The following is a 20,256-nucleotide window of genomic DNA, read 5'->3' as shown; positions in this document are numbered from 1 at the left end:
CAGCCCACCTGCGTTCAAGGCAGCTCCGTGACCGTGCCCGTGGCCGCCGCGAGCGCGATGCGCGCGGCCTGCTGCGCCTGCAGCACATCCAGGAGGGCCGTGCGCGCTTCTCCCAGGCGGAGCGCCGCGCGAACCACATCTGCGGTCCCGGCCACGCCGGCCCGCACCCGCTCCTCCTCCTGCTCGACCTCGAGCTCCGCGAGGCGCAGCCGTTCCTCGGCGGCGGCCACCTGTTCGGAGGACGCCTCGAGCTCCAACAGCGCCGCACGTACCTGGAACCGGACCTCGTCTTCGAGATCGGCCGCGCGAACCTCCAGCTCACGCACCTGCGCCTCGCCCTCGCGGAGCCGGGCCCGGCGCTGCAACCCGTCGAAGACGGGCACGCTCAGGCGCACGCTCCACGTGTAGGTATTCAGCAGGGAGCCGAACCCTCTTCCAAAGAACCCTTCGTCGAGCGCCGCGCTCACCCGCGGCAGCCGGGCCGCCCGCTCGGCGTCGACACCCTGCTGCGCCGCGGTCCGTCTCGCTTCCGTGCGCGTGAGGTCCGCGCGCTCCGCACGCGCACGCCGCAACGCTTCGGGCTCGGTCGGCACCGGCTCGGGAGGACGCTCCATGCCGTCCGTCAGAACGACACGCACGTCCTCGGGCAGGTGCAGGGAGCGCTGTAGCGCCAACTCCGCCACACGCGCGCGTTGTCGGGCCGCGAGGAGACGGGCACGCATGGTGGCGACCTGGGCTTCGGCCCGCGTCACGTCGATCGCCACCGCAACGCCCGCTTCCACCTGCCCTTCGGCCACAGCGGTCAGCTCCTCCGCCAACGCCAGGTCACGCTCCCGCGCCGTTACCTCGGCCTGGGCCCGCAGCGCTCGGACGTAGGCCAGCGCCGCCGCTCCCGCCGCTGCTTCCGACACCGCCTCCCGGTCCGCACGCGCCGCGTCGGCACCCGACCGGGCGCTGCGGCGTTGCGCGAGCGCTGCGAGGTCGAGGAGCGGGACATCGAGGTGCGCACGCACATCCGCGCTTGCGACCGGTCCCACCACCTCACCGGCTGGATCGAAGAGGGGCGGCTCGCCTGGCGGCGCCGGGAACTCCAATCCGAAGGAGGCGGTGTTGAACGTGCGCGCCCCGCGAACGACGTCGGCATCCAGGGATGGGAGCAAGGCGCCGGTGCGCGCCGCCACCCGCGCCTCGGCAGCGTCGATGCGGGCGTCGGCCTCGAGGACCGGCGCGGCGCGCTCGGCGGCGAGGCGGGCCGCGTCGCCCAGGGAAAGATGCAGTGTATCCGCCGACGTCTGGGCGGCCAGGCCGCGCACACCGGACCCGAGCGCAAGGACGAGACTCAGTGGCGCCAGCCAGTGGGCGCTCATCGGAGGAGGTCCTGCGAGGGTGGGGCAGCTCCCAGGGCCGCAAAGGCAAACTCGCTGATCTCGCTCAACAGTTCCTCGTCATCCTTCTGGCGCAGATGGGGAAAGAGGTCGCGCCGGCTGGCCCAGACGGCGTGCTGGCCCAGCAGAGCCGCGATCATGCGTCCCGCCACGCGGGCGTCGAGGAGGCGGAAGACGCCCTCCCGGGCGCCTTCCTCGAGGACGGGCATGAGCAGCGCGATGGCGCGGCCGGAGATCTCGTCCGCCCAGAAGCGCGTCAGGTCGGGGAACTGGTGCAGTTCCGCCAGAACGAGGCGGTACAGGCCCGCGAAGCGTGGCCCCCGCATCACCGCCCAATAGGCCGCGAGGAAGCGGGCGAGCCGCTCACGGGCATCCCCGGGCGCGGAGGCCGTCGACAGCGTTTCCAGCGTACGCCCCACATGTGCGAGGATGGCTTCGCGAAAGAGCTCCTCCTTCCCCTGGAAATAGAGGTAGAGCGTCCCCTTGGAGACGCCCGCCCGCTGGGCGATGTCCTCAACCCGGGCGCCGGCCAGCCCCTCCTCCACGAACACGTCGAGCGCCGCCCTCAGGATCTCCTCGGGCCGCTCCGTGGGCCGACGGCGCCAGCGCGGGGCCGGTTCGCTCATGATCGCTCCCTGGTAAATAACTGACCGGTCGGTAATTTATATGTCGAACCAACAGCGTCAAAGGGGCGCTGGGGCCCGGCGACCGCAGCCGGTCGTGCGCGCGGGGGCGGACTGGCGCGCCATGGCTGCGGACCCGGCCGCCGCCCTCGGACGACGAAGGGGGGCCGCGGACCCGGCCGCCGCCCTCGGACGACGAAGGGGGGCCGCGGACCCGGCCGCCGCCCTCGGACGACGAAGGGGGGCCGCGTCCCCGCGGCCCCCCTTCGATCCAAACGAAACGGTCCGGCCTCGCCGATCCTCAGACGGCGCCCGGGTGGTCCTCCTGCGACACCGATCCGGCCTTGGCCTTCCGCACCATTTCCCGCACGTCCTCGAGCATCTGCTTGGCGTCGTAGACGATGCCGTCCTTGATGGTCCACACGATGCCGCCGACACGCTCGACCTCTCCGGTCTCATCGTTCAGCTTCACGGCGCCGGTGCCGTAGAGCACCTTGAGGTTCTCGAGCGGGTTCTCCGCCACCATGATCAGGTCGGCGCGCATGCCCGGCCGGATGATTCCGAAGTCCGCGGGCGCGTCCGCGTACTTGTGGAGCTGCTGGGCGCCGTACATCGTCGCCGACCGCAGCACCTCGATCGGATGGAAGCCGGCTTCGCGGAGCAGCTCGAGCTCACGCAGGTAGTCGAAGCCGTACAGCTTGTAGATGAACCCCGAGTCCGATCCCGTGGTGACGATCCCGCCGGCGTTCTTGTAGTCGTTGAGGAAGTGCATCCACTTCTCGTAGAACTTCTTCCAGTGGTACTCGTCCTCGCTGGTCCAGTAGAACCAGTACGACCCGTGGGCCTGCCGGCTGGGCTCGTAGAACTCCATCTGGCTGGGCAGGGTGTATTCGTCGTGCCACTCCGCCTCCCGGGCCCGCATGACGTCACGACTGGCCTCGTAGATCGTCATGGTGGGATCGAGGGCGAAGCCCAGCTCCAGGAACTTCTGGATCAGCGCGTTCCATTGCTCGCTGCCCGGCTCTGCGGCCTGGAACCAGAGCCGCGCGACGTTGCCGAACCGATGCTGCTCGTCGTTGTAGTTGTAGTCGAGCGGCCAGTCCTGGATGGAATAGCCGGTCAACAGGGATTCCATGAGGCCGTAGTAGTGCGTCATCATGTCCAGGCCCAGCTCCGCGGCGTCCAGGGCCGTCATCCGCGCGATCCCCATCTGGTCCAGATGGGCCACCGTCTCGAGCTGGTGTTGGTGGGCCTCGTCGATCAGGGCCTCCATGATGTCGGGATCGAACGCGCCGAGCTTGAGGCCATCGATGCGCTGCCCCTCGATCTCCTGGCCCGCGGCCCAGCGCACCCACTCGCGCGCCGCCTGCGGCGTATCGATGGGACGTCCGCCCCACCCCTGCCCCGACCCCGGCCGCACATAGGCGAACATGTGGGGGGCAACGATCTCGTTGCGGGCGCTCAAGGCCTTCTCGCGCAGCTGCCATTCGAAGTCCCCGTGGGGAACGCCGCGCGAGGTGGTGATGCCGTTGGCCATCCAGAGCTTGTAGACGTATTCGGCCTGCGGCGCCTTCCCCGAGCCGCCCGTGTGGGCGTGCATGTCCACGAGGCCGGGCAGCACGTACATGCCGGTGCCGTCGATCTCGCGGGTGGCCCCCTGCGGACGCGAGCGCTCGTTGATCGGGACACCGGGAAAGCCGACCGAGCGGACCTCGGTGATGCGGTCCCCCTCGATGACGATGTCCATGGGGCCACGGGGAGGGGCGCCGGTGCCGTCGACGACGGTCGCGCCCCGGATGATCAGCCGCTCGTGGGGGCCATCCCCTTCCCCGGCGGCGCGCCGCGTCGTGGGCTCCATCTGGGCGGCCAGCGCGGTGGTGGTCGTGAGCAGGACGGCGCAGGCGCCGGCCAGGCGCGCCGCGCTCCGCAGCGGACGAACGGTCATGTACCTCCTCCAGGATCGGGAAACCGGCGGCGAATGTAGGCGCGGGTCCGACCCCTCGCGAGGCCGGGCCGGGGAACCGGGAGCGGTCTCCACCCGTACCGGAACACGCCGCCGAACCCCTCCACACGGAGCTGCTGGATGCCCCGGTCCCCGATGCTCGCCGCCGCGCTCGTCCTGTCGTCCGCCCTGCCCCTGGCCGCGCAGGCACCCGCCCCGTACTGGCAGCAGGAGGTCCACTACACCATCGAAGGGAGGCTGGACGAGGCGCCGGGGGTGTTCTCGGGCTCCGCGCGGGTCGAGTACGTCAACCACTCCCCGGAGACGCTGTCGGAGCTGTTCTTCCACCTCTACCTGAACGCCTTCCGCCCGGGCAGCCGCTGGGCCGAGGTCGAGGAGCGAGCGGACTACGACTTCGCGGGCCTCGCGGATCCCGACTACGGGTTCGAGCGGTTGCGCAGCGTGCGCGTGGGCGAGCAGACGGTGCGGCCCGAGTACCCGGGGGCCCCGGATTCCGTGGTGGTCCGCATCCCGCTCCCCGATCCGCTGCGCCCGGGGCAGCGCACCGTGGTCACGCTGGAGTGGGACGCCCGCCTCTCCACGCTCTGCCGCCGGCAGTGCCGCCAGGGCCGCCACTTCGATTTCGCACAGTGGTATCCGCGCATCGCCACCTTCGACCGGGGCGGATGGCAGGCGCACACCCTGTACCCGCAGGGCGAGTTCTACGGGGAGTTCGCCACCTACGACGTGACGGTGGACGTGGCGGCCGACCAGGTCCTCGGCGGCACGGGCGTCGTGGTCTCCGGCGATCCGGGCTGGAGTCCGGTTCCCGGGAGCCCGCTCCCGGAGCCCGTGCTGCAGCGCGACTGGTACGACGCTGCACCTCCGCCGTCTCTCGGCGTGTTGACCGGCGAAGCGTCCAGCGGGCGCAAGCGCGTCCGCTTCCGCGCCGAGGACGTGCACCACTTCGCCTGGACCGCCAACCCCGACTACCGCTATGAGGGCGGCGCCTGGGGGGACATCGCCATCCATGTGCTCTACCGCCCGGGCGACGAGGACGAATGGGGCTCCGGTCAGGTGGTCGAGCGCACCGCGCGCGCGCTCGCGTTCCTGAACGAGGTCTTCGGCCCCTATCCCTGGCCGCAGCTCACGAACGTCCACCGCCTCGAGGGCGGCGGGACGGAGTTCCCCATGATGCTGATGGACGGCAGCGGCGGGCTCGGCCTCATCCTGCACGAGGGCACCCACCAGTACGCACACGGGATCCTGGCCAACAACGAGTGGCGCGAAGGCTGGATGGACGAAGGCATGGCCTCCTTCGTGACGAGCTGGTACGCGGAGCGTGAAGGCGGCGCCTCCCGCGGCGAGATCTGGGACCGGCTGGTGGAGCAGGTCGGCGCGTTGGATGTCCCCCATCCCATCGGGCAGGTGGCGGAGGACTTCCCGGACTTCCAGACCTACGGGCTGATGACCTACACGAAGCCTTCCGTGGTGCTCTACATGCTGCGCGAGGAGCTGGGCGAGGAGACCTTCCTGCGCGGCCTGCGCGCGTACTTCGCAAAGAACGCCCTGCGGCACGTCACGCAGCGGGACCTGCGCGACGCCATGGAGTGGGTGTCGGGCCGCGACCTCGGATGGTTCTTCCACCAGTGGATCGACCAGGCCGCGACGCTCGATTACGCCATCGCCGAGGCGCAGACCCGGCAGGCGGGGAGCGGCTGGCAGACCACGGTGCGCGTGACGCGCACCGGTGAGGCCTGGATGCCGGTGGACGTCCGGGTCGGCGAGCGCACCGTGCGCCTCGAAGGACGCGAGCGCACCCAGACGCTCACCGTCGAGACGCCGGACCGGCCCGCGCGCGTGGAGCTGGATCCGGACCGCAAGATGCTCGACCGGGATCGCAGCAACAACGTCCGCGAGCCGGGCGGCGACTGAGCGGACGGCGGCCGGGCCACATCTCCGAGCGCTCCGCGGCAGAGCCGGGGGGTGGGATCGCGCAGCCGACGACCGACGCGTCCCCTCGCGGGCAACGGCCCCGCGTCTACAGCTCGACGCTCTCCCCCCGCTCCGGGATGCGGACGCTGCGGTAGCCCTCCGACCGTAGCCGGTCGCGCAACGCCTCCTGCCGCGGCAGGTCACCGTGGACCAGGAACACCTCCCGCAGGCGTTCGCGGTCGAGAGGGGCCAGGAAGTCGACCAGCTCCGGTTCGTCCGCATGCGCGGAATAGCTGTTCATCACCTCCACCTGCGCCTTGAGCTCGTAGGGCTCCCCGAAGATCCGCACGGTCGGCTGCCGCTCCACGATGCGCCGACCCAGGGTGTGCTCCGCGCAGAAGCCGACGATCATCACGGTGTTGCGGGGGTCTTCGATCCCGTTCTTGAGGTGGTGCAGGATGCGACCCGCCTCGCACATGCCGGATGCGGAGATGATCACCATGGGGATCCGCGAGTGGTTCAGCTTCTTGGAGTCCTCCGCGTCCCGGATGTAGGTGAGCTGCTCGAAGCCGAACGGGTCGGCGTCCGTGCGCAGGTACTCGTGCATCTCCCGATCGAAACACTCCGGGTGGAGCTGGTAGACGGAGGTGACGCTGATCGCCAGCGGGGAGTCGACGAACACCGGGATGCGGGGCAGCCGGTCTTCGGCAGCCAGTTGATCGAGGGCATGCACGATCTCCTGCGTGCGGCCCACGGCGAACGCGGGGATCAACACCCGACCGCCACGTCGGCTGGTCTCCGCCACCACGGCCTGCAAGCGCGCCTTGGCGCGATCGCGCGGCTCGTGCACCTTGCCGCCATAGGTGGACTCGCAGATCAGCCAGTCGCAGTCCGCCATCGTCTGGGGATCGCGCAGGATCGGACGGTCGGGCCGCCCGACGTCCCCGGTGAACCCCACCCGTGTCGTGCGACCGCGCTCCGTGACCTCGATCTGCACCGTGGCCGAACCCAGGATGTGGCCCGCGTCGCGGAACTCCACCTTCATCCCGGGCACGGGCTCGAACGTCTGCCGGTAGCCCACCCCGACGAACAGGTCGAGCGCCCGCTCCGCGTCGACGGCCGTGTAGAGCACCTGCACGTCCACGCGTCGGGCGTTGCGCCGACGGCGCAGGTATTCGGCGTCCTTCTCCTGGATGTGCGCGGAGTCCAGGAGCATCACGGCGCAGAGGTCGTACGTGGCGTGCGTCGCCCAGATCCGGCCCTGGAAGCCCTCGCGGACCAGACGGGGGAGCAGGCCCGAGTGGTCGATATGCGCGTGCGACAGGATCACGGCGTCGATGGACGACGCGGCGAACGGCAGCTCGGAGTTGATGCGCCAGGCATCGGCCCGCCGGCCCTGGTAGAGCCCGCAGTCCAGGAGCACCCGACGGCCGTTGTCCAGCTCCAGGAGATGCATGGAGCCGGTGACCGTGCGGGCAGCTCCCCAGAACGTGAGTTTCATCGGACGGCAGGGCTCCTGTGGAGGGCGCGGGACGGGGCGGCCGCAGGATAGGCCGGCCCGGGACCTCCCACAACCGCGCGCGCTCCCTTCAGCCCACCACCGCCGTGTCAACGGCGGTATGGTCCTCCTCGCTGCCGCCCCGACCCCAGATCGCGACCTGCCAGATGCCCTGGCGGGCGTGGTGCAGGCGCTCGAGACCGGCGGAGCGCAGGGTGCCGTCGACGACCGCGTCCGGATGGACGAACACCCGGAACGGGTTGCGGCGGATCCAGAGCCAGGCGTTGACGACACGGGTCCCGATCCGAACCCACCAGCGGTCCAGCGGCCACACCAATCCCAGACGGACGCCGGCGCGCGACGCCGTGGCCGAGAGGAGACGATCCGGGAACGGATAGCAGCACACCACCCGGTCCAGGCTCACCAGGTCGTGGACGCGCAGGTCGGGCGCCAGCTCCACCACGTCCCCGAAGCGATAGGCGATCCGATCCTCCACCCCGGCGTCGGACGCCACGCGGCGCGCCACGTCCAGATAGTCCGTGCTGGCGTCCACGTGGGTGGCCCGCGCCAGTCCCCGCTCGAACAGGGCGAGTTGCACCATCCCGATCCCGGCCCCGACGTCCAGAAGGGTGCGGCCCGGCGTTCCCGCCCCCGCCAACCCCTCGACGAGGGCCCGGGTGGTACCCCGCAGGCCCTTGCGCCGATATCGGCCCGACTCCATGCGGGCGACCCGGCGGCCGAAGACCTTCTGCGCGCCCCGACAGTGGGGACAAGTCATGTGGATCCCTCCCTGGCCACTCGGCTGGCCGGTGTCCGCCGGCCCCCGTATCTTCGCCCCCGGTCCGTCGCAGCGACCCAGATCGAGGAGCAGGAATGCCTCACGCGGTGACGCAGCTCCAGCCCCGCCGGGGCTTCGGTCAGACCTCACGGTCGGACCCCTGGTGGGTCCAACCCACGGCCATCTTCCTGGGCCTCGGCGCGTTCGTGGTCTACGCCACCTGGGCCGCCTTCCAGAACGCGCACTACTGGTGGGGAAACTACCTCTCCCCGTTCTACTCGCCAGAGATCTGGGGCGCCTCGCACCATGCGCTGCTCGGTCCTCAACCCGAGTGGTGGCCGGGCCTGCTGCCGTTCTCGCCCGCTCTGGTCATCCTGATCTTCCCACTGGGCTTCCGGCTCACCTGCTACTACTACCGCGGCGCCTACTACAAGGCCTTCTGGGCGGATCCGCCCTCCTGCGCCGTCGGCGAGCCGCGCAAGAGCTACCTGGGGGAGCGCCACTTCCCGCTGATCCTCCAGAACGCGCACCGCTTCTTCCTCTACTTCGCGCTCCTGTTCCTGCTGCTGTTGGGTCACGACGCCTGGAACGCCATGTGGTTCGAGACCGCTGGCGGGGGGCGGGAGTTCGGCGTGGGGCTGGGCACCATCGTGCTCACGCTCAACGTGGTGTTCCTGTCCGGCTACACGCTGGGCTGCCATTCGCTGCGGCACCTCGTGGGCGGTCGGCTGCGCCGCTTCTCGGACAAGCCGGTCCAGTACAATGCCTGGCGCTGCGTCACGTGCCTCAACGCACGCCACATGGCGTTCGCGTGGACGAGCCTGGTCTGGGTGGGGTTCAGTGACTTCTACGTCCGCATGCTCTCGATGGGCGTCTGGACGGACTGGAGGATCTTCTGATGGGGGCGGAGCGCCACGCGTACGACGTCCTCATCATCGGTGCCGGAGGCGCCGGGCTGCGGGCGGCCATCGCCGCGTCCGCCGTCGGCGCGAAGGTGGGGGTGGTCTGCAAGTCGCTTCTCGGTAAGGCCCACACGGTGATGGCCGAAGGCGGCATGGCGGCCGCGATGGCCAACGTGGACGAGCGGGACTCCTGGCGGGTGCACTTCGCGGACACCATGCGCGGGGGTCAGTACCTGAACAACTGGCGCATGGCCGAGTTGCATGCGAAGGAGGCACCGGAGCGGGTCAAGGAGCTGGAGGCGTGGGGCGCGCTCTTCGACCGTACCGCCGACGGACGGATCCTGCAGCGCAACTTCGGCGGCCATGCCTACCCGCGTCTCGCGCACGTCGGCGATCGCACCGGCCTGGAGATGATCCGCACCCTGCAGGATCACGGCATCCACCAGGGCATCACCTTCCACATGGAGTGCACGGTCACGCGCCTCCTGAAGGACGGCGAGCGGGTCTGCGGCGCGTTCGGATATGATCGTGAGCTGGGACGATTCCGCGTGTTCGAAGCGAAGGCCGTGGTGCTCGCGACCGGCGGCATCGGGCGTGCCTACAAGATCACGTCCAACTCGTGGGAGTACACCGGCGACGGCCACACCCTGGCCTACGACGCGGGCGCCGAGCTCCAGGACATGGAGTTCGTCCAGTTCCACCCCACCGGGATGGTCTGGCCGCCGAGCGTGCGCGGCATCCTGGTCACGGAGGGTGTGCGGGGCGAAGGCGGCGTGCTCAAGAACTCGGAAGGGCGCCGCTTCATGTTCCAGAACATCCCCGAGCTCTACCGGAACCAGGTGGCCGACACCGAGGAGGAGGGCTGGCGCTACGTCCAGGGGGACCGTGACGCCCGTCGCCCCCCGGAGCTGCTCACCCGCGACCACGTGGCCCGCATGATCCTGCGGGAGGTGCGCGAGGGGCGCGGGAGCCCCCACGGCGGCGCCTTCCTGGACATCGCCTGGATCAAGGACCGCGTGTCCGGGGGAGCCGACCACATCCGGCGCAAGCTTCCGAGCATGTACCACCAGTTCAAGCAGCTCGCCGATCTGGACATCACCGAAGAGCCCATGGAGGTGGGACCGACCACCCACTATGTGATGGGCGGCATCCGGGTGGACGGGGACTCCCAGATGACGTCGGTCCCGGGCCTCTTCGCGGCCGGGGAGTGCGCCGCGGGTCTGCATGGCGCCAACCGGTTGGGCGGCAACTCCCTGTCCGACCTGCTCGTGTTCGGCGAACGCGCGGGTCGGCACGCCGCCACGTGGGCCGCGCAAGCGGCTCCCGTCACACTGGACGAAGGCACCATCCAGGACTGTGCCACCGCCGCGTTGGCTCCGTTCGAGCGGGCCGGGAACGGCACGGGCCCGTACGACGTGCAGTTCGCGCTCCAGGAGCTGATGCAGAACCAGGTGGGCATCATCCGCAACGCCGCGGATGTCGCGGACGCGGTGGAACAGATCGGGCGCCTGCGCGAGCAGAGCCGGCGCGCAGGCGCGGGCGGCAACCGCGAGTACAATCCGGGTTGGCACACCGCCTTGGACCTCCACAACCTGCTGACCGTGGCCGAGATGGTGGCCCGCGCGGCCGCCCTGCGGACGGAGAGCCGCGGCGCCCACACCCGGGACGATCATCCCGCGAAGGATCCGGCCTGGGGAGAGGTCAACCTGGTGGTGCGTCGAAGCCCGACCGGCGAGATGGAGATCGAGCGCCGCGCCATCCCGCCCCTGCCCGACGAGCTGCGCACGATCATCGACGAGATGGGCTGACGCCCGACCCTCACACCCGACGTCGGAGCCACGCATGCCGAAGGCGACGTTCCAGATCTGGCGGGGAGACACCACCGGAGGCGCGTTCCAGGCCTACGAGACCGAGTACGACAAGGGCATGGTCGTGCTCGACGTCGTGCACAAGATCCAGGCAGAACAGGCCAACGACCTGGCCGTCCGTTGGAACTGCAAGGCGGGAAAGTGCGGTTCGTGCTCGGCCGAAGTGAACGGCATGCCCAAGCTCATGTGCATGACGCGCATGAACACGCTGCCGGCGGACGAGCCCGTACGGATCGAGCCCTTGCGGGCATTCCCTGTCATGCGGGACCTGGTGACGGACGTGTCGTGGAACTACGACGCGAAGCGCAGCATCCGTCCCTTCCAGCCGCGCCCGCCGGACGCGCCCGACGGCACCTGGCGCATGAAGCAGAAGGACGTGGAGCGGGCCCAGGAGTTCCGGAAGTGCATCGAGTGCTACCTGTGCCAGGACGTCTGCCACGTCCTGAGGGATCATCACCTGCACGACCGCTTCGTGGGTCCGCGGTTCTTCGTGCACATCGGCCAGCTGGAGCTGCACCCGCTGGACACGGTCGATCGCAGTGAGGACCTGCGGAAGGCGCACGGCATCGGATACTGCAACATCACGAAATGCTGCACCAAGGTGTGCCCCGAGCACATCACCATCACCGACAACGCCATCATCCCCCTGAAGGAGCGCGTCGTCGACGACGCCTACGATCCGCTGCGGCGGGCGTTGCGCGTGCTGACGGGAAAGAAGAGGTAGCCACTCCGAGGAGGTCCCCGTGTTCGAGCTGAAGACGCTGTCCCCCGAAGGGATCGGTGCTGCCCTCAAGAAGGCCGTCCGGTACCGGCTCCTCAACGAGCCGTTCCTCGCGGAGAGCATCTGCCGCGACATCCTCGCCACGGCGCCCGACCACCAGGAGGCGCTGATCACGCTGATCCTGGCCATCACCGACCAGTTCGGCACCGAGGGCGGATCCACCCTGGCCGACGCCCGCACCCTGCTGCGGCGGCTCGAGCGCGAATACGACCGCGAGTACTACGCGGGCATGGTCTGCGAGCGGAAAGGCAAGTCCCACCTGCGGCGCCACAGCGCGGGCAGTGGATCGGTGGCCTACGACTGGCTCCGCCAGGCCATGGACCATTACGAGCGGGCCGAAGCGCTCCGTCCCGCCGGAAACGACGATCCGCTGCTGCGCTGGAACACGTGCGCCCGGCTCATCCAGAAGCACGCGCACGTCCGGCCGGGGGAGCCCCACGGCGTCCCTGCTCTGCTGGAGTAGCGCCGGTCCTTCCCCAGCCCACGCTTCGCGGTATCCCGCCCGGTCCACGGCGCGCCGAGGGCGTCGCGGAGCGCGGACCGCGGTGGCGCCCGCGACTACAACAGCTGCTGGAACAGGATCATCGCGAAGAGCGTGACGGAGACCACCAGGCCGATGGAGGCGCGGCGGCCGTCCTCGTACGCCTCCGGCAACAGCTCGTAGAGGACCATGAGCACCATCGCTCCCCCGGCGAAGCCCATCGCGTACGGCAAGGCCGGACGGAAGGCCTCCACGAAGAGGAAGGCCGGGACCGCCATCAGGGGCTGGGGCAACGACGAGAAGACGCTCCAGCCGGCGCAGGCCAGCACGCTCTGCCCCTGGGGCCGCAGCACGGCGGAGATGGCCAACCCCTCCGGGATGTTGTGCACCGCGATGGCGATGGTGATCAGCGTGGCCAGGGCCGCGCCTCCGGCGAAGGAGGCGCCCACCGCGACGCCCTCCGACACCGAGTGCACGGTCATCACCGCCACGATCAGCAGCATCTTGCGCGCACCCAACCCCTGAACGCGCCCGAACTCGACGTCGTGGCCCTCGAGCAGGCGGGAGAAGACGAGGACGAACAGCACGCCCAGGTTCGCGCCGGCGACCGCCTGGACGGCGCCGTACTCCGAGCCTTCGGCAAGGAGGCCGAAGCTGGCCCCGAGCATCAGCCCGGCGGCCACGGCGTTGGAGTAGGCCACCACCTGTGCCGAGATCGTGCGCAGGAAGAGGAAGGGCAGCGCACCGAGGCCCGTGGCCAGCGCGGTCACGAGGGCCAGCAGGAAGACGGTGACGGCCGGATGCGCCTCGGCCCAGGCGATCAGGGCCGGGCTCACGGTCCCAGCTCCAGGAGCACGACGACCACACCGACCGCGGCGCTCGTCAGCAGCGCGATGCTCGTGGGACCCGCTTCGCGGTAGGCCTCGGGGAGCAGCTCGACCAGCACCAGGTGGACGAGCGCACCGACCGCGAAGCCGGACACCCACGGCAGGGCGGCGGGCGCCGAGCCCAGCACGGCCAGCGTGACCACGGCCAGCAGGACCTGCGCCCCGTTGGAGAGGACCGCCAGGGTGGAGGCCATGCGCAGCGGAAGCCCGCGCGAGCGCAGCACCGCGAGGAGCAGGACCCCCTCGGCGATGTTGTGCACGGCCAGGATGGCGATCAACAGGAGACCGAGCCGCAGATCGAGCGCGGCGGCAGCGCCGATGGCCACGCCCTCCCACGCGGAGTGCAGCGACTGGACCATGAAGACGCGGTAGCCGTACACGGGGTCGGCTTCGCGTTGGCGATTCAGGTCCATCTCCTGCGTGCCGGTCCAGCGGTGGGTCGCGTAGACCACGGCCACCCCCACGAACGCGCCGGCCAGCGCCGGACCCACGGCGACGTCCAGGGTGCCGAGCAGGAGCGCGTAGGCCGCGCCGAACATCAAGCCGGCGGCGAGCGCGTTGGACCACCCCAGCCAACGAGCCTCGGCTTCGGAGCGCTGGACGAACACGACGCCCGCCAGACCGGCGACCACGGCGGCGCCGCTGCTCCACGTCAATACGGACAGGATGGGATCCACGACGCCTACTGCGGCACGGGCGGGCTGGGCCGCCAGGACTCCAGGATGACCAGCTTCTGCCAGATCTTCCCCGAGAGCCCGGTCGTGAGCGCCTCGACCTCGTTGACGGCGGCGAGCACGACGTCGTCCTGCAGGCTCTGGATATACAGGGCTGCGACCTTGCCGGTGAGCGAGAGCATCTCGGAGCAGTAGTCGAGATACCGTGCGAGGTCCGCGGGCTGCAACGTGCGCGTGGGGGACGACGCCGTGTCGGAGACGATCCGTCGGCCATGCGCAGGATCCTTGGTGAGCTGGTGCATGTCCACGATGTGCGCCAGCGAGCGCAGCTCGTGGATGGCCAGCAGCACGCGCCGACGCTTCAGGCGGCGCTCCAGCGACGTCAGGAAGTAGATGCCGAGTCCCACCAGCACCACGTCGTTGATCCCCGCCTCCAGGGCCTGCACGAACTCGTTCCAGGCGATGGGTTCCTCGGGAAAGGACAGGCCATATACGGTCACGAGGAGCCCGGCCACGATCAGCACGATGAGCGCCCCGGTCAGCGTGCGCAGTGCATAGTTGGGTCGCCGCAGCCACTCCTGGGCGTCGCGCGCCTTCGTGCCCAACCGCTCGAGTGTGCCACAGACGTCGGCCAGGCCGGCGCCCGGGAACCGCTCACGGATGCGCTGCTCCAGCAGATGGATGGTGGTCAGGATGTGCTGGACGTCGAGCGAGCCGTAGCGCTCCGCGGGCGGAGCCGGACGCGCGGCGCTCACCGGGCCGGCCGCCGCAGCACGCGGCCGGGACGCTCCCCCGTCGCTGCGCCGCCCTGCCACACCGTACGCCCGGCCACCCAGACCTGCACGATGCCGTCCGCGGGACGGTGCGGGTCTGCCGTCGTGGCGCGGTCGGTGACGGTCTCCGGATCGAACAGCACCAGGTCGGCGATCGCACCCGGGCGAAGCACGCCCCGGTCGGGAAAGCCCATGTGGGCGGCCGCGAGCCCGGTCATGCGGTGCACGGCCTGCTCCCACGACATCAGGTCGCGCTCGCGCACGGCCGCCAGCACACGGGGGAAGGCGCCCCAGCCGCGCGGATGGGCACCCGCCAGGGCACCGTCGGACGACACGTTGGAGTGCGGCCACCGCAACAGGGCATCCACGTCTTCGGGATCCATGCTGGTCGCCAGCACGCTCTCCGACGCGTCCCTTCCGGCCGCCCTCGCCTCCTCGCGCCCGGCCACGAGACGCATGTACGCGTCGACCGGATCCGTTCCCCAGCGCTCCGCCACCTCCGCCAGCGTGGCCCCCTCCACCGACGGGTCGGGCGCGTAGCGGGCCACGATCATGCCTTCGGGCGGGACCATCTCGTCCAGCGCGTAGGCGAAGGCCGTCCGGTCCGTGAAGTCCCGCTCCGTGAGCAGGACCGTCATGGTGGACTGCCAGAAGGTGTAGGGGTAGACGTCGGCCGTGACGTCGATCCCTTCGGCCCGCGCGCGCTCGAGGCGTTCCAGGACCCGGCCGGCCTGACCCCACAGCCCCTTCATGGCCAGCTTCATGTGCGAGACCTGGACCGGCATCCCCGTCTGCCGCCCGATCTCGATCAGCTCCTCGAGCGCGGCGTCCAGTGTGCGGTCCTCGCTGCGCAGGTGGCTGATGTAGCGTCCGCCCTCCTCGGCGGTGATCCGCGCGAGCGCCAGCACCTCGTCCGGATGCGCGTAGATGCCCGGATCGTACTCGAGCCCGGTCGACAGCCCGAGCGCGCCGGCCGCCAGGTCGGCGCGGAGCAGCGCGCTCATGCCCTCCACCTCGTCCGGCGTGGCCGCGCGGCGCCAGTCGTCGCCCAGCACGCGCTCGCGCAGCGTGTTGTGCCCGGTATAGGCCGCGACGTTGACCGCGACCGGCGCCTGCTCCAGGGCGTCGAGCCAGGGCCCGAGCGGATGCGGCGAGCCCCCGTCCTGGCCCACGACGATGGTGGTGATGCCCTGGCTGACGGCGCCTCGTGCTTCGGGCTCTTCGGGCAGACCGCGGTCGTGGTGGCTGTGGGTGTCGATGAAGCCCGGCGCCAGGAAGAGACCGGCCCCGTCGACGACGACCTCCCCGCGTCGGGGCTCCAGGTCGCCCAGCTCCGTGATCCGATCGCCCTCCCAGCGCACGTCGAGGAGGGCCGGGGGGCTTCCCGTGCCGTCGAGGACCCGGGCGCCGAGGACGAGCCCTCCGGGACCCGCGGAATCGCCCTCCGGGGCACAGGCGGCGAGCAGGAGGAGCGGAAGGAGAGGGAGGCGGCGCATGGGCTCCGTAATACCAGGGCTGCCCCCCGGCGGCAACGGCTCCCCGGACACTGGACAAACCGGCCCCCGCGGGCCTAAGCTGCCCGCCTTCAGGTGTGCGTCCCAGCCGTAATGGAGAGGAATCGGATATGGCGGAAGGCCAGCGGGTTCGAATCACGCTCAACTGGATCAAGCTGCTCGACAGCCTCGATACCGGCGACGAGGGGCAGTTCCGGTTCTCCGCGAAGGTCTCGAGCAGCGATCGCGGTGGCTTCTCGGAGGAGATTCGGTTCCCGGAGGAAGGATACTATCCCCTGTCCTCGAAGCCCGGCTGGAACTTCGTCAAGCTCGACCGCGTGCTGTGGGAGGGCGACATCCAGTCCGGGATGACCTTCGAGCTCGTGGGTGAGGAGCTGGACAAGCTCAGCTCCAGCGACTTCCTGGATCACTACTCGCGGACGTTCGCGGGCCCTCCGGCCAACTGGGCCGGCCGGTACCATCCGATGGACGAGGGCACGGACGACCCCGAGAACATGAGCAACTGGCGGATCGCCTACACGATCGACCTCGTGTAGCCGGCGCGTCTGCGCGCTCCGACCGGCCGCGCCTCCCACCGGGGGGCGCGGCCGGTCTGCGTTCCGGGGCAGGTCGGCCGGCATCCACGCGCCGGGGGGAGCGGCACGGGCGGTGGCGGTGTCCCTGGTTTCGGTTTATGTTCGGGTCCATGCCTTCCGGCGGATCCGGCTCCATGCGACACACCCCGCCCTACATCGAGCTCCATTGCCATTCGGCCTTCTCCTTCCTGGACGGCGCCTCCCATCCGGAGGAGCTGGTCCTGCGCGCCCGGGAGCTCGGCTACCCGGCCCTGGCGCTGACCGACCATGACGGGCTCTACGGCTCCATGGAGTTCGCACAGGTCGCGCGCGCCGAGGGGCTCCAGCCCATCACGGGCTGCGAGATCACCCTGGCCGACCCCGAGGGGCCTCCCCCGCCCCTGCTGGAGCGCTGGGATCCCGACGCCCCGCCCGACCCCGACGATCCGGGCGTGGGCACCGCCAGCGTCTTCCGGCCCCACCTGACGCTCCTGGCGGAGACGCCCACCGGCTACGCCACCCTCTGCCGGCTCATCAGCGAAGCGCGCGCCCACCACCGCCGCGACCCCTGGCTGCCGCTCGAATCGCTCCTGGCGCGCAACGAGGGGCTGATCGTGCTCAGCGGCTGCCGCAACGGCCCCCTGGCCCGGGCGCTCGAGCGCTCCGTCGCGGACGGGGAGGCCGTGGCCCGCCGCCTGCGCGACGCGCTGGGGCCGGACCGCTTCTTCGTGGAGCTGCAGGTCAACCAGGCCCGGGGAGAGGCGCCGCGCAACCGGGCGCTGGCCCGGCTCGCGGACCGGATGGGCCTGCCGGTGGTGGCCACGGGAAACGTGCACTACCACCACCCCGACCGGGCCCGCCTGCAGGACGTGCTGGTGGCCGTGCGCCATCGCACCACGCTGGACGGCGCGCACGCGGTGCGCCGTCCCAACCGCAACTACGCGCTCGCCGCTCCCGACGAGATGGCCTGGCGGTTCCGCGGACGCCCGGACGCGTTGGCCTCCACGCTGCGCATCGCCGAACGCTGCGCCGCGTTCGATCTGACCCAGGACCTGGGGTACAGCTTCCCGGATTTCGAGGGCAGCGAGCACGGCAGCGCCGCCTGGGTGCTGCACCAGGTCACGGCCGCCATGCTGGACGAGAAGTACCCACCCGGCTCCCGGCTCCGGGAGGAGGCCACCCGGCGCCTGGAACAGGAGCTGGCGCTCGTGGAGCGGCACGGGCTGAGCGGCTTCTTCCTCGTCTACCGCGACATCCTCAACCTGGGCCGGGAGGTGGCGGCGCGCGTGCGCGGCGCCGCGCCCCGCGCCACCTCCAATCTCCCGCCGGGCCGCGGACGGGGCTCGTCGGTCTCCTCCATCATCTGCTACCTGATCGGCCTCAGCCACATCGATCCGGTCGCCAACGACCTCTTCCTGGGCCGTTTCCTCAACGAAGCCATGAGCTCGGTGCCCGACATCGACCTCGACTTCGCGCGCGACATCCGCGAGGAGCTGATCCTGGCGGTCTACGCGAAGTACGGGAACGAGCATGCCGGGCTCGTGTGCACGTTTCCCACCTATCGGCTGCGCTCGGCGGTGCGGGACGTGGGCAAGGCGCTCGACCTGCCGCTCGGCGACATCGAGAAGGTGGCCAAGGTGGCGGAGCGCCACACCGCGCTCGAGGAGGAGTTCGAGCGCATCCCCGAGCTCAAGGACCGCAAGGACTCCCCGCTGTGGAAGCACCTGGCGGAGCTGGCCCGTCAGGTCAAAGGGCTTCCCCGCCACGTCTCCCAGCACGTGGGAGGCATGATCATCTCCAGCCGCCCGCTGGTGGAGATCGTCCCCCTGGAGCCCGCCGCCTGGGAGGGCCGCGTCCTCTGCCAGTGGGACAAGGACTCCTGCGACGACGCCCGCTTCATCAAGATCGACTTCCTCGCGCTCGGCATGTTGTCCCTGGTCGAGGAGTCCATGGACCTCATCGCGGAGCGCCACGGTCGGGCGCCCGACCTCTCCCGCATCGACTTCGCGGATCCGGTCGTCTACGACCGGATCTGCGCGGGAGACACGGTCGGGATGTTCCAGGTGGAGAGCCGTGCGCAGATCCAGATGCTGCGGCGCTCGCAGCCGCGCACGCTGGAGGAGCTGTCCATCCAGGTGGCGATCGTACGTCCGGGCCCCATCGTGGCCGGCGCGGTCAACCCGTACGTCCGACGCCGTGAGCAACTGCGCGAGAATCCCGACTTCAAGATCCCCTACGATCATCCCCTCCTGGAGGAGGCGCTCCACGACACGCTGGGTGTCATCATCTTCCAGGACCAGGTGCTGCTCGTCTGTCGGGCGCTGGCCGGCTTCACGGACGGACAGGCGGAGGGGCTGCGCCGGGCCATGAGCCGCAAGCGCTCGCGCGACGCCATGCGCAGCTACTGGGAAGCCTTCCGCGAAGGCGCCGCCCGCAGGGGCGTGGGAGAAGAGATCTCGCGCGCGGTCTTCCAGCAGGTGGTGGCGTTCTCCGAGTTCGGGTTCCCGAAGTCACACGCCGCCGCGTTCGGCCTGCTCGCGTACCAATCCGCCTGGCTGCGCCACTACTACGCGACCGAATACTACGTGGCGCTGTTCAACAACCAACCGATGGGCTTCTACTCGCTGGACGCGCTCGTGCGCGACGCGCGTCGCAACGGTATCCGCATCCACCTGCCCGACCTGAATCGCAGCGCGGTGGCCTGCACGGCCGAGGAGCAGGACCTGCGCGTGGGCCTGGGCTTCGTGCGCGGCTGGGGCGCCGATATCGCGGAGGCCGTGGTGCGGGAACGGGACGCGCGCGGTGCGTTCCGCTCCCTGGTGGACTTCCTGCGCCGCACGCCCTCGGCCCTCAAGCGCCCCGCCATCGAGAACCTCATCTGGGTGGGCGGGATGGACTCGCTCGGGCTCTCCCGGCGGGAGCTGCTCTGGCAGGTGGGCCTGTGGCTGGGCCCCGAGAGCGACACGCGTCGCACCACGGAGCGGGAGAACCATGCCCAGCTGGGCCTGGACCTGGACGATGCCGCCACCCGCCACCGGTTCGCGCAGGTGGACGACCGCGACCGGCTGCTGGCGGAGTATCGCATGCTGCGCTTCTCGACCGCGCAGCATCCCCTGCTGTTCGTCCGGGATGCGCTGCCGGCCGACCGGATGCTCGCCGACCGCTTCGACACGGTGCGCCAGCACGCCACGGTGACGGTGGCGGGCGTGGTGGTGGCGCGTCAGCGCCCCCAGACCGCGAACGGCTTCACGTTCATCCTGATGGAGGACGAGACCGGACCCATCAACGTGATCGTGCAACCGGACATCTACGAACGCGACCGCATGGTGGTCCGCATGGAGCCGTTCATCCTGGTGCGCGGTCGATTGCGGAAGGATGGCGCCAACACCAACGTGGTGGCGTACGAGGTGCGGAGCCTGCGGAGTGAAGGCGCCCGGGCGGATCTCCCCGAGGAAGGGCCGCCCACCCTGGAGTACTGGGGCGCCGCACCGTCCGCCTCCGGCCCGGCTCCCACCCGCTTCCTGAGCGCGTTGCGCTCCAGCCCCCCGGACGTGAAGAGCTTCGGCTGACGGGTGGAGCCACGGCCGAGCGGGTCCTCCGCCCCGTTCCCCGCTCCGCCGGATCGATGTGCAGGAAGGCCGCGATCTCCGGGATGCGCGGC

General features: G+C 70.5%; 16 protein-coding genes. 7 read left to right on the top strand and 9 right to left on the bottom strand.

The window, feature by feature from the left end:
- Positions 1-14: 14 nt before the first annotated feature.
- The 3 genes from R3E98_10790 to R3E98_10780 all read right to left on the bottom strand — a co-directional run bounded on the left by R3E98_10790 (position 15) and on the right by R3E98_10780 (position 3,953).
- Positions 15-1,367 (bottom strand): TolC family protein, encoded by a 1,353-nt coding sequence (locus R3E98_10790; protein ID MEZ4423890.1) that lies wholly within the window; start codon positions 1,365-1,367, stop codon positions 15-17.
- On the bottom strand, positions 1,364-2,011 hold the full coding sequence (locus R3E98_10785; GenBank protein ID MEZ4423889.1) for a TetR/AcrR family transcriptional regulator: 648 nt from the start codon (positions 2,009-2,011) through the stop codon (positions 1,364-1,366). The genes R3E98_10790 and R3E98_10785 overlap by 4 nt, the downstream gene beginning before the upstream one ends.
- Positions 2,012-2,309: 298 nt before the next feature.
- On the bottom strand, positions 2,310-3,953 hold the full coding sequence (locus tag R3E98_10780; GenBank protein MEZ4423888.1) for an amidohydrolase: 1,644 nt from the start codon (positions 3,951-3,953) through the stop codon (positions 2,310-2,312).
- Positions 3,954-4,091: 138 nt separating this feature from the next.
- Here R3E98_10780 and R3E98_10775 point away from each other — a divergent pair, with 138 nt between their 5' ends.
- Positions 4,092-5,885, top strand: a complete 1,794-nt coding sequence (locus tag R3E98_10775) for a M1 family metallopeptidase (protein ID MEZ4423887.1) — start codon at positions 4,092-4,094, stop codon at positions 5,883-5,885.
- 106 nt (positions 5,886-5,991) lie between these two features.
- Here the strand turns inward: R3E98_10775 and R3E98_10770 are convergent, their stop codons facing one another.
- Together R3E98_10770 and R3E98_10765 are read right to left on the bottom strand one after the other, a co-directional pair.
- Entirely contained in the window at positions 5,992-7,386 is a 1,395-nt protein-coding gene (locus R3E98_10770) for an MBL fold metallo-hydrolase (protein ID MEZ4423886.1), read from the bottom strand.
- An 88-nt stretch (positions 7,387-7,474) separates the two neighbouring features.
- Positions 7,475-8,161, bottom strand: a complete 687-nt coding sequence (locus R3E98_10765; protein MEZ4423885.1) for a methyltransferase domain-containing protein — start codon at positions 8,159-8,161, stop codon at positions 7,475-7,477.
- Positions 8,162-8,256: 95 nt separating this feature from the next.
- Here R3E98_10765 and R3E98_10760 point away from each other — a divergent pair, with 95 nt between their 5' ends.
- Genes R3E98_10760 through R3E98_10745 form a run of 4 tightly spaced genes read left to right on the top strand, consistent with a single transcriptional unit; the run spans position 8,257 to position 12,175 of the window.
- Positions 8,257-9,060, top strand: a complete 804-nt coding sequence (locus R3E98_10760; protein MEZ4423884.1) for a succinate dehydrogenase — start codon at positions 8,257-8,259, stop codon at positions 9,058-9,060.
- Positions 9,060-10,871, top strand: coding sequence for a fumarate reductase/succinate dehydrogenase flavoprotein subunit (locus tag R3E98_10755; GenBank protein ID MEZ4423883.1), 1,812 nt, complete (start codon positions 9,060-9,062; stop codon positions 10,869-10,871). The genes R3E98_10760 and R3E98_10755 overlap by 1 nt, the downstream gene beginning before the upstream one ends.
- Before the next feature lie 34 nt (positions 10,872-10,905).
- Positions 10,906-11,655, top strand: a complete 750-nt coding sequence (locus R3E98_10750; GenBank protein ID MEZ4423882.1) for a succinate dehydrogenase/fumarate reductase iron-sulfur subunit — start codon at positions 10,906-10,908, stop codon at positions 11,653-11,655.
- A 19-nt stretch (positions 11,656-11,674) separates the two neighbouring features.
- The gene (locus tag R3E98_10745) at positions 11,675-12,175 is read left to right on the top strand and encodes a hypothetical protein (protein ID MEZ4423881.1); all 501 of its coding nucleotides are present in this window, start codon (positions 11,675-11,677) and stop codon (positions 12,173-12,175) included.
- Positions 12,176-12,270: 95 nt separating this feature from the next.
- On the opposite strand, the gene R3E98_10740 is transcribed toward R3E98_10745, so the two are convergent.
- From R3E98_10740 to R3E98_10725, 4 genes are read right to left on the bottom strand one after another with little or no spacing between them, the layout of a single operon-like run.
- Positions 12,271-13,029 carry a ZIP family metal transporter gene (locus R3E98_10740; GenBank protein MEZ4423880.1) on the bottom strand — a complete coding sequence of 253 codons (759 nt, stop codon included), beginning with the start codon at positions 13,027-13,029 and terminating at the stop codon, positions 12,271-12,273.
- Positions 13,026-13,757: a ZIP family metal transporter gene (locus R3E98_10735; protein MEZ4423879.1), complete on the bottom strand. Its 732-nt coding sequence runs from the start codon at positions 13,755-13,757 to the stop codon at positions 13,026-13,028. Before R3E98_10735 ends, R3E98_10740 begins: the two co-directional genes overlap by 4 nt.
- A 5-nt stretch (positions 13,758-13,762) precedes the next feature.
- The gene (locus tag R3E98_10730) at positions 13,763-14,509 is read right to left on the bottom strand and encodes a hypothetical protein (GenBank protein ID MEZ4423878.1); all 747 of its coding nucleotides are present in this window, start codon (positions 14,507-14,509) and stop codon (positions 13,763-13,765) included.
- On the bottom strand, positions 14,506-16,023 hold the full coding sequence (locus R3E98_10725) for a D-aminoacylase (protein MEZ4423877.1): 1,518 nt from the start codon (positions 16,021-16,023) through the stop codon (positions 14,506-14,508). Before R3E98_10725 ends, R3E98_10730 begins: the two co-directional genes overlap by 4 nt.
- 128 nt (positions 16,024-16,151) lie before the next feature.
- Between R3E98_10725 and R3E98_10720 the strand changes: the two genes are divergently transcribed.
- The gene (locus tag R3E98_10720; protein ID MEZ4423876.1) at positions 16,152-16,577 is read left to right on the top strand and encodes a hypothetical protein; all 426 of its coding nucleotides are present in this window, start codon (positions 16,152-16,154) and stop codon (positions 16,575-16,577) included.
- A gap of 173 nt (positions 16,578-16,750) precedes the next feature.
- The gene (locus R3E98_10715) at positions 16,751-20,164 is read left to right on the top strand and encodes a DNA polymerase III subunit alpha (protein ID MEZ4423875.1); all 3,414 of its coding nucleotides are present in this window, start codon (positions 16,751-16,753) and stop codon (positions 20,162-20,164) included.
- Positions 20,165-20,256: the final 92 nt, after the last annotated feature.

Source organism: Gemmatimonadota bacterium (assembly GCA_041390125.1).
Lineage (GTDB): Bacteria > Gemmatimonadota > Gemmatimonadetes > Longimicrobiales > Gaopeijiaceae > JAGQIF01.
The sequence above is the reverse complement of the archived record's forward strand: the minus strand, read 5'-3'. Positions and strand labels throughout refer to the sequence as shown.

Bases quoted from the DNA above. Each gene is read 5' to 3' on its own strand.
- R3E98_10765 (MEZ4423885.1), bottom strand. From the start codon at position 8,161: ATGACTTGTCCCCACTGTCGGGGCGCGCAGAAGGTCTTCGGCCGCCGG.
- R3E98_10755 (MEZ4423883.1), top strand. From the start codon at position 9,060: ATGGGGGCGGAGCGCCACGCGTACGACGTCCTCATCATCGGTGCCGGA.
- R3E98_10785 (MEZ4423889.1), bottom strand. From the start codon at position 2,011: ATGAGCGAACCGGCCCCGCGCTGGCGCCGTCGGCCCACGGAGCGGCCC.
- R3E98_10760 (MEZ4423884.1), top strand. From the start codon at position 8,257: ATGCCTCACGCGGTGACGCAGCTCCAGCCCCGCCGGGGCTTCGGTCAG.
- R3E98_10780 (MEZ4423888.1), bottom strand. From the start codon at position 3,953: ATGACCGTTCGTCCGCTGCGGAGCGCGGCGCGCCTGGCCGGCGCCTGC.
- R3E98_10725 (MEZ4423877.1), bottom strand. From the start codon at position 16,023: ATGCGCCGCCTCCCTCTCCTTCCGCTCCTCCTGCTCGCCGCCTGTGCC.
- R3E98_10720 (MEZ4423876.1), top strand. From the start codon at position 16,152: ATGGCGGAAGGCCAGCGGGTTCGAATCACGCTCAACTGGATCAAGCTG.
- R3E98_10770 (MEZ4423886.1), bottom strand. From the start codon at position 7,386: ATGAAACTCACGTTCTGGGGAGCTGCCCGCACGGTCACCGGCTCCATG.
- R3E98_10775 (MEZ4423887.1), top strand. From the start codon at position 4,092: ATGCCCCGGTCCCCGATGCTCGCCGCCGCGCTCGTCCTGTCGTCCGCC.
- R3E98_10715 (MEZ4423875.1), top strand. From the start codon at position 16,751: ATGCGACACACCCCGCCCTACATCGAGCTCCATTGCCATTCGGCCTTC.
- R3E98_10790 (MEZ4423890.1), bottom strand. From the start codon at position 1,367: ATGAGCGCCCACTGGCTGGCGCCACTGAGTCTCGTCCTTGCGCTCGGG.
- R3E98_10750 (MEZ4423882.1), top strand. From the start codon at position 10,906: ATGCCGAAGGCGACGTTCCAGATCTGGCGGGGAGACACCACCGGAGGC.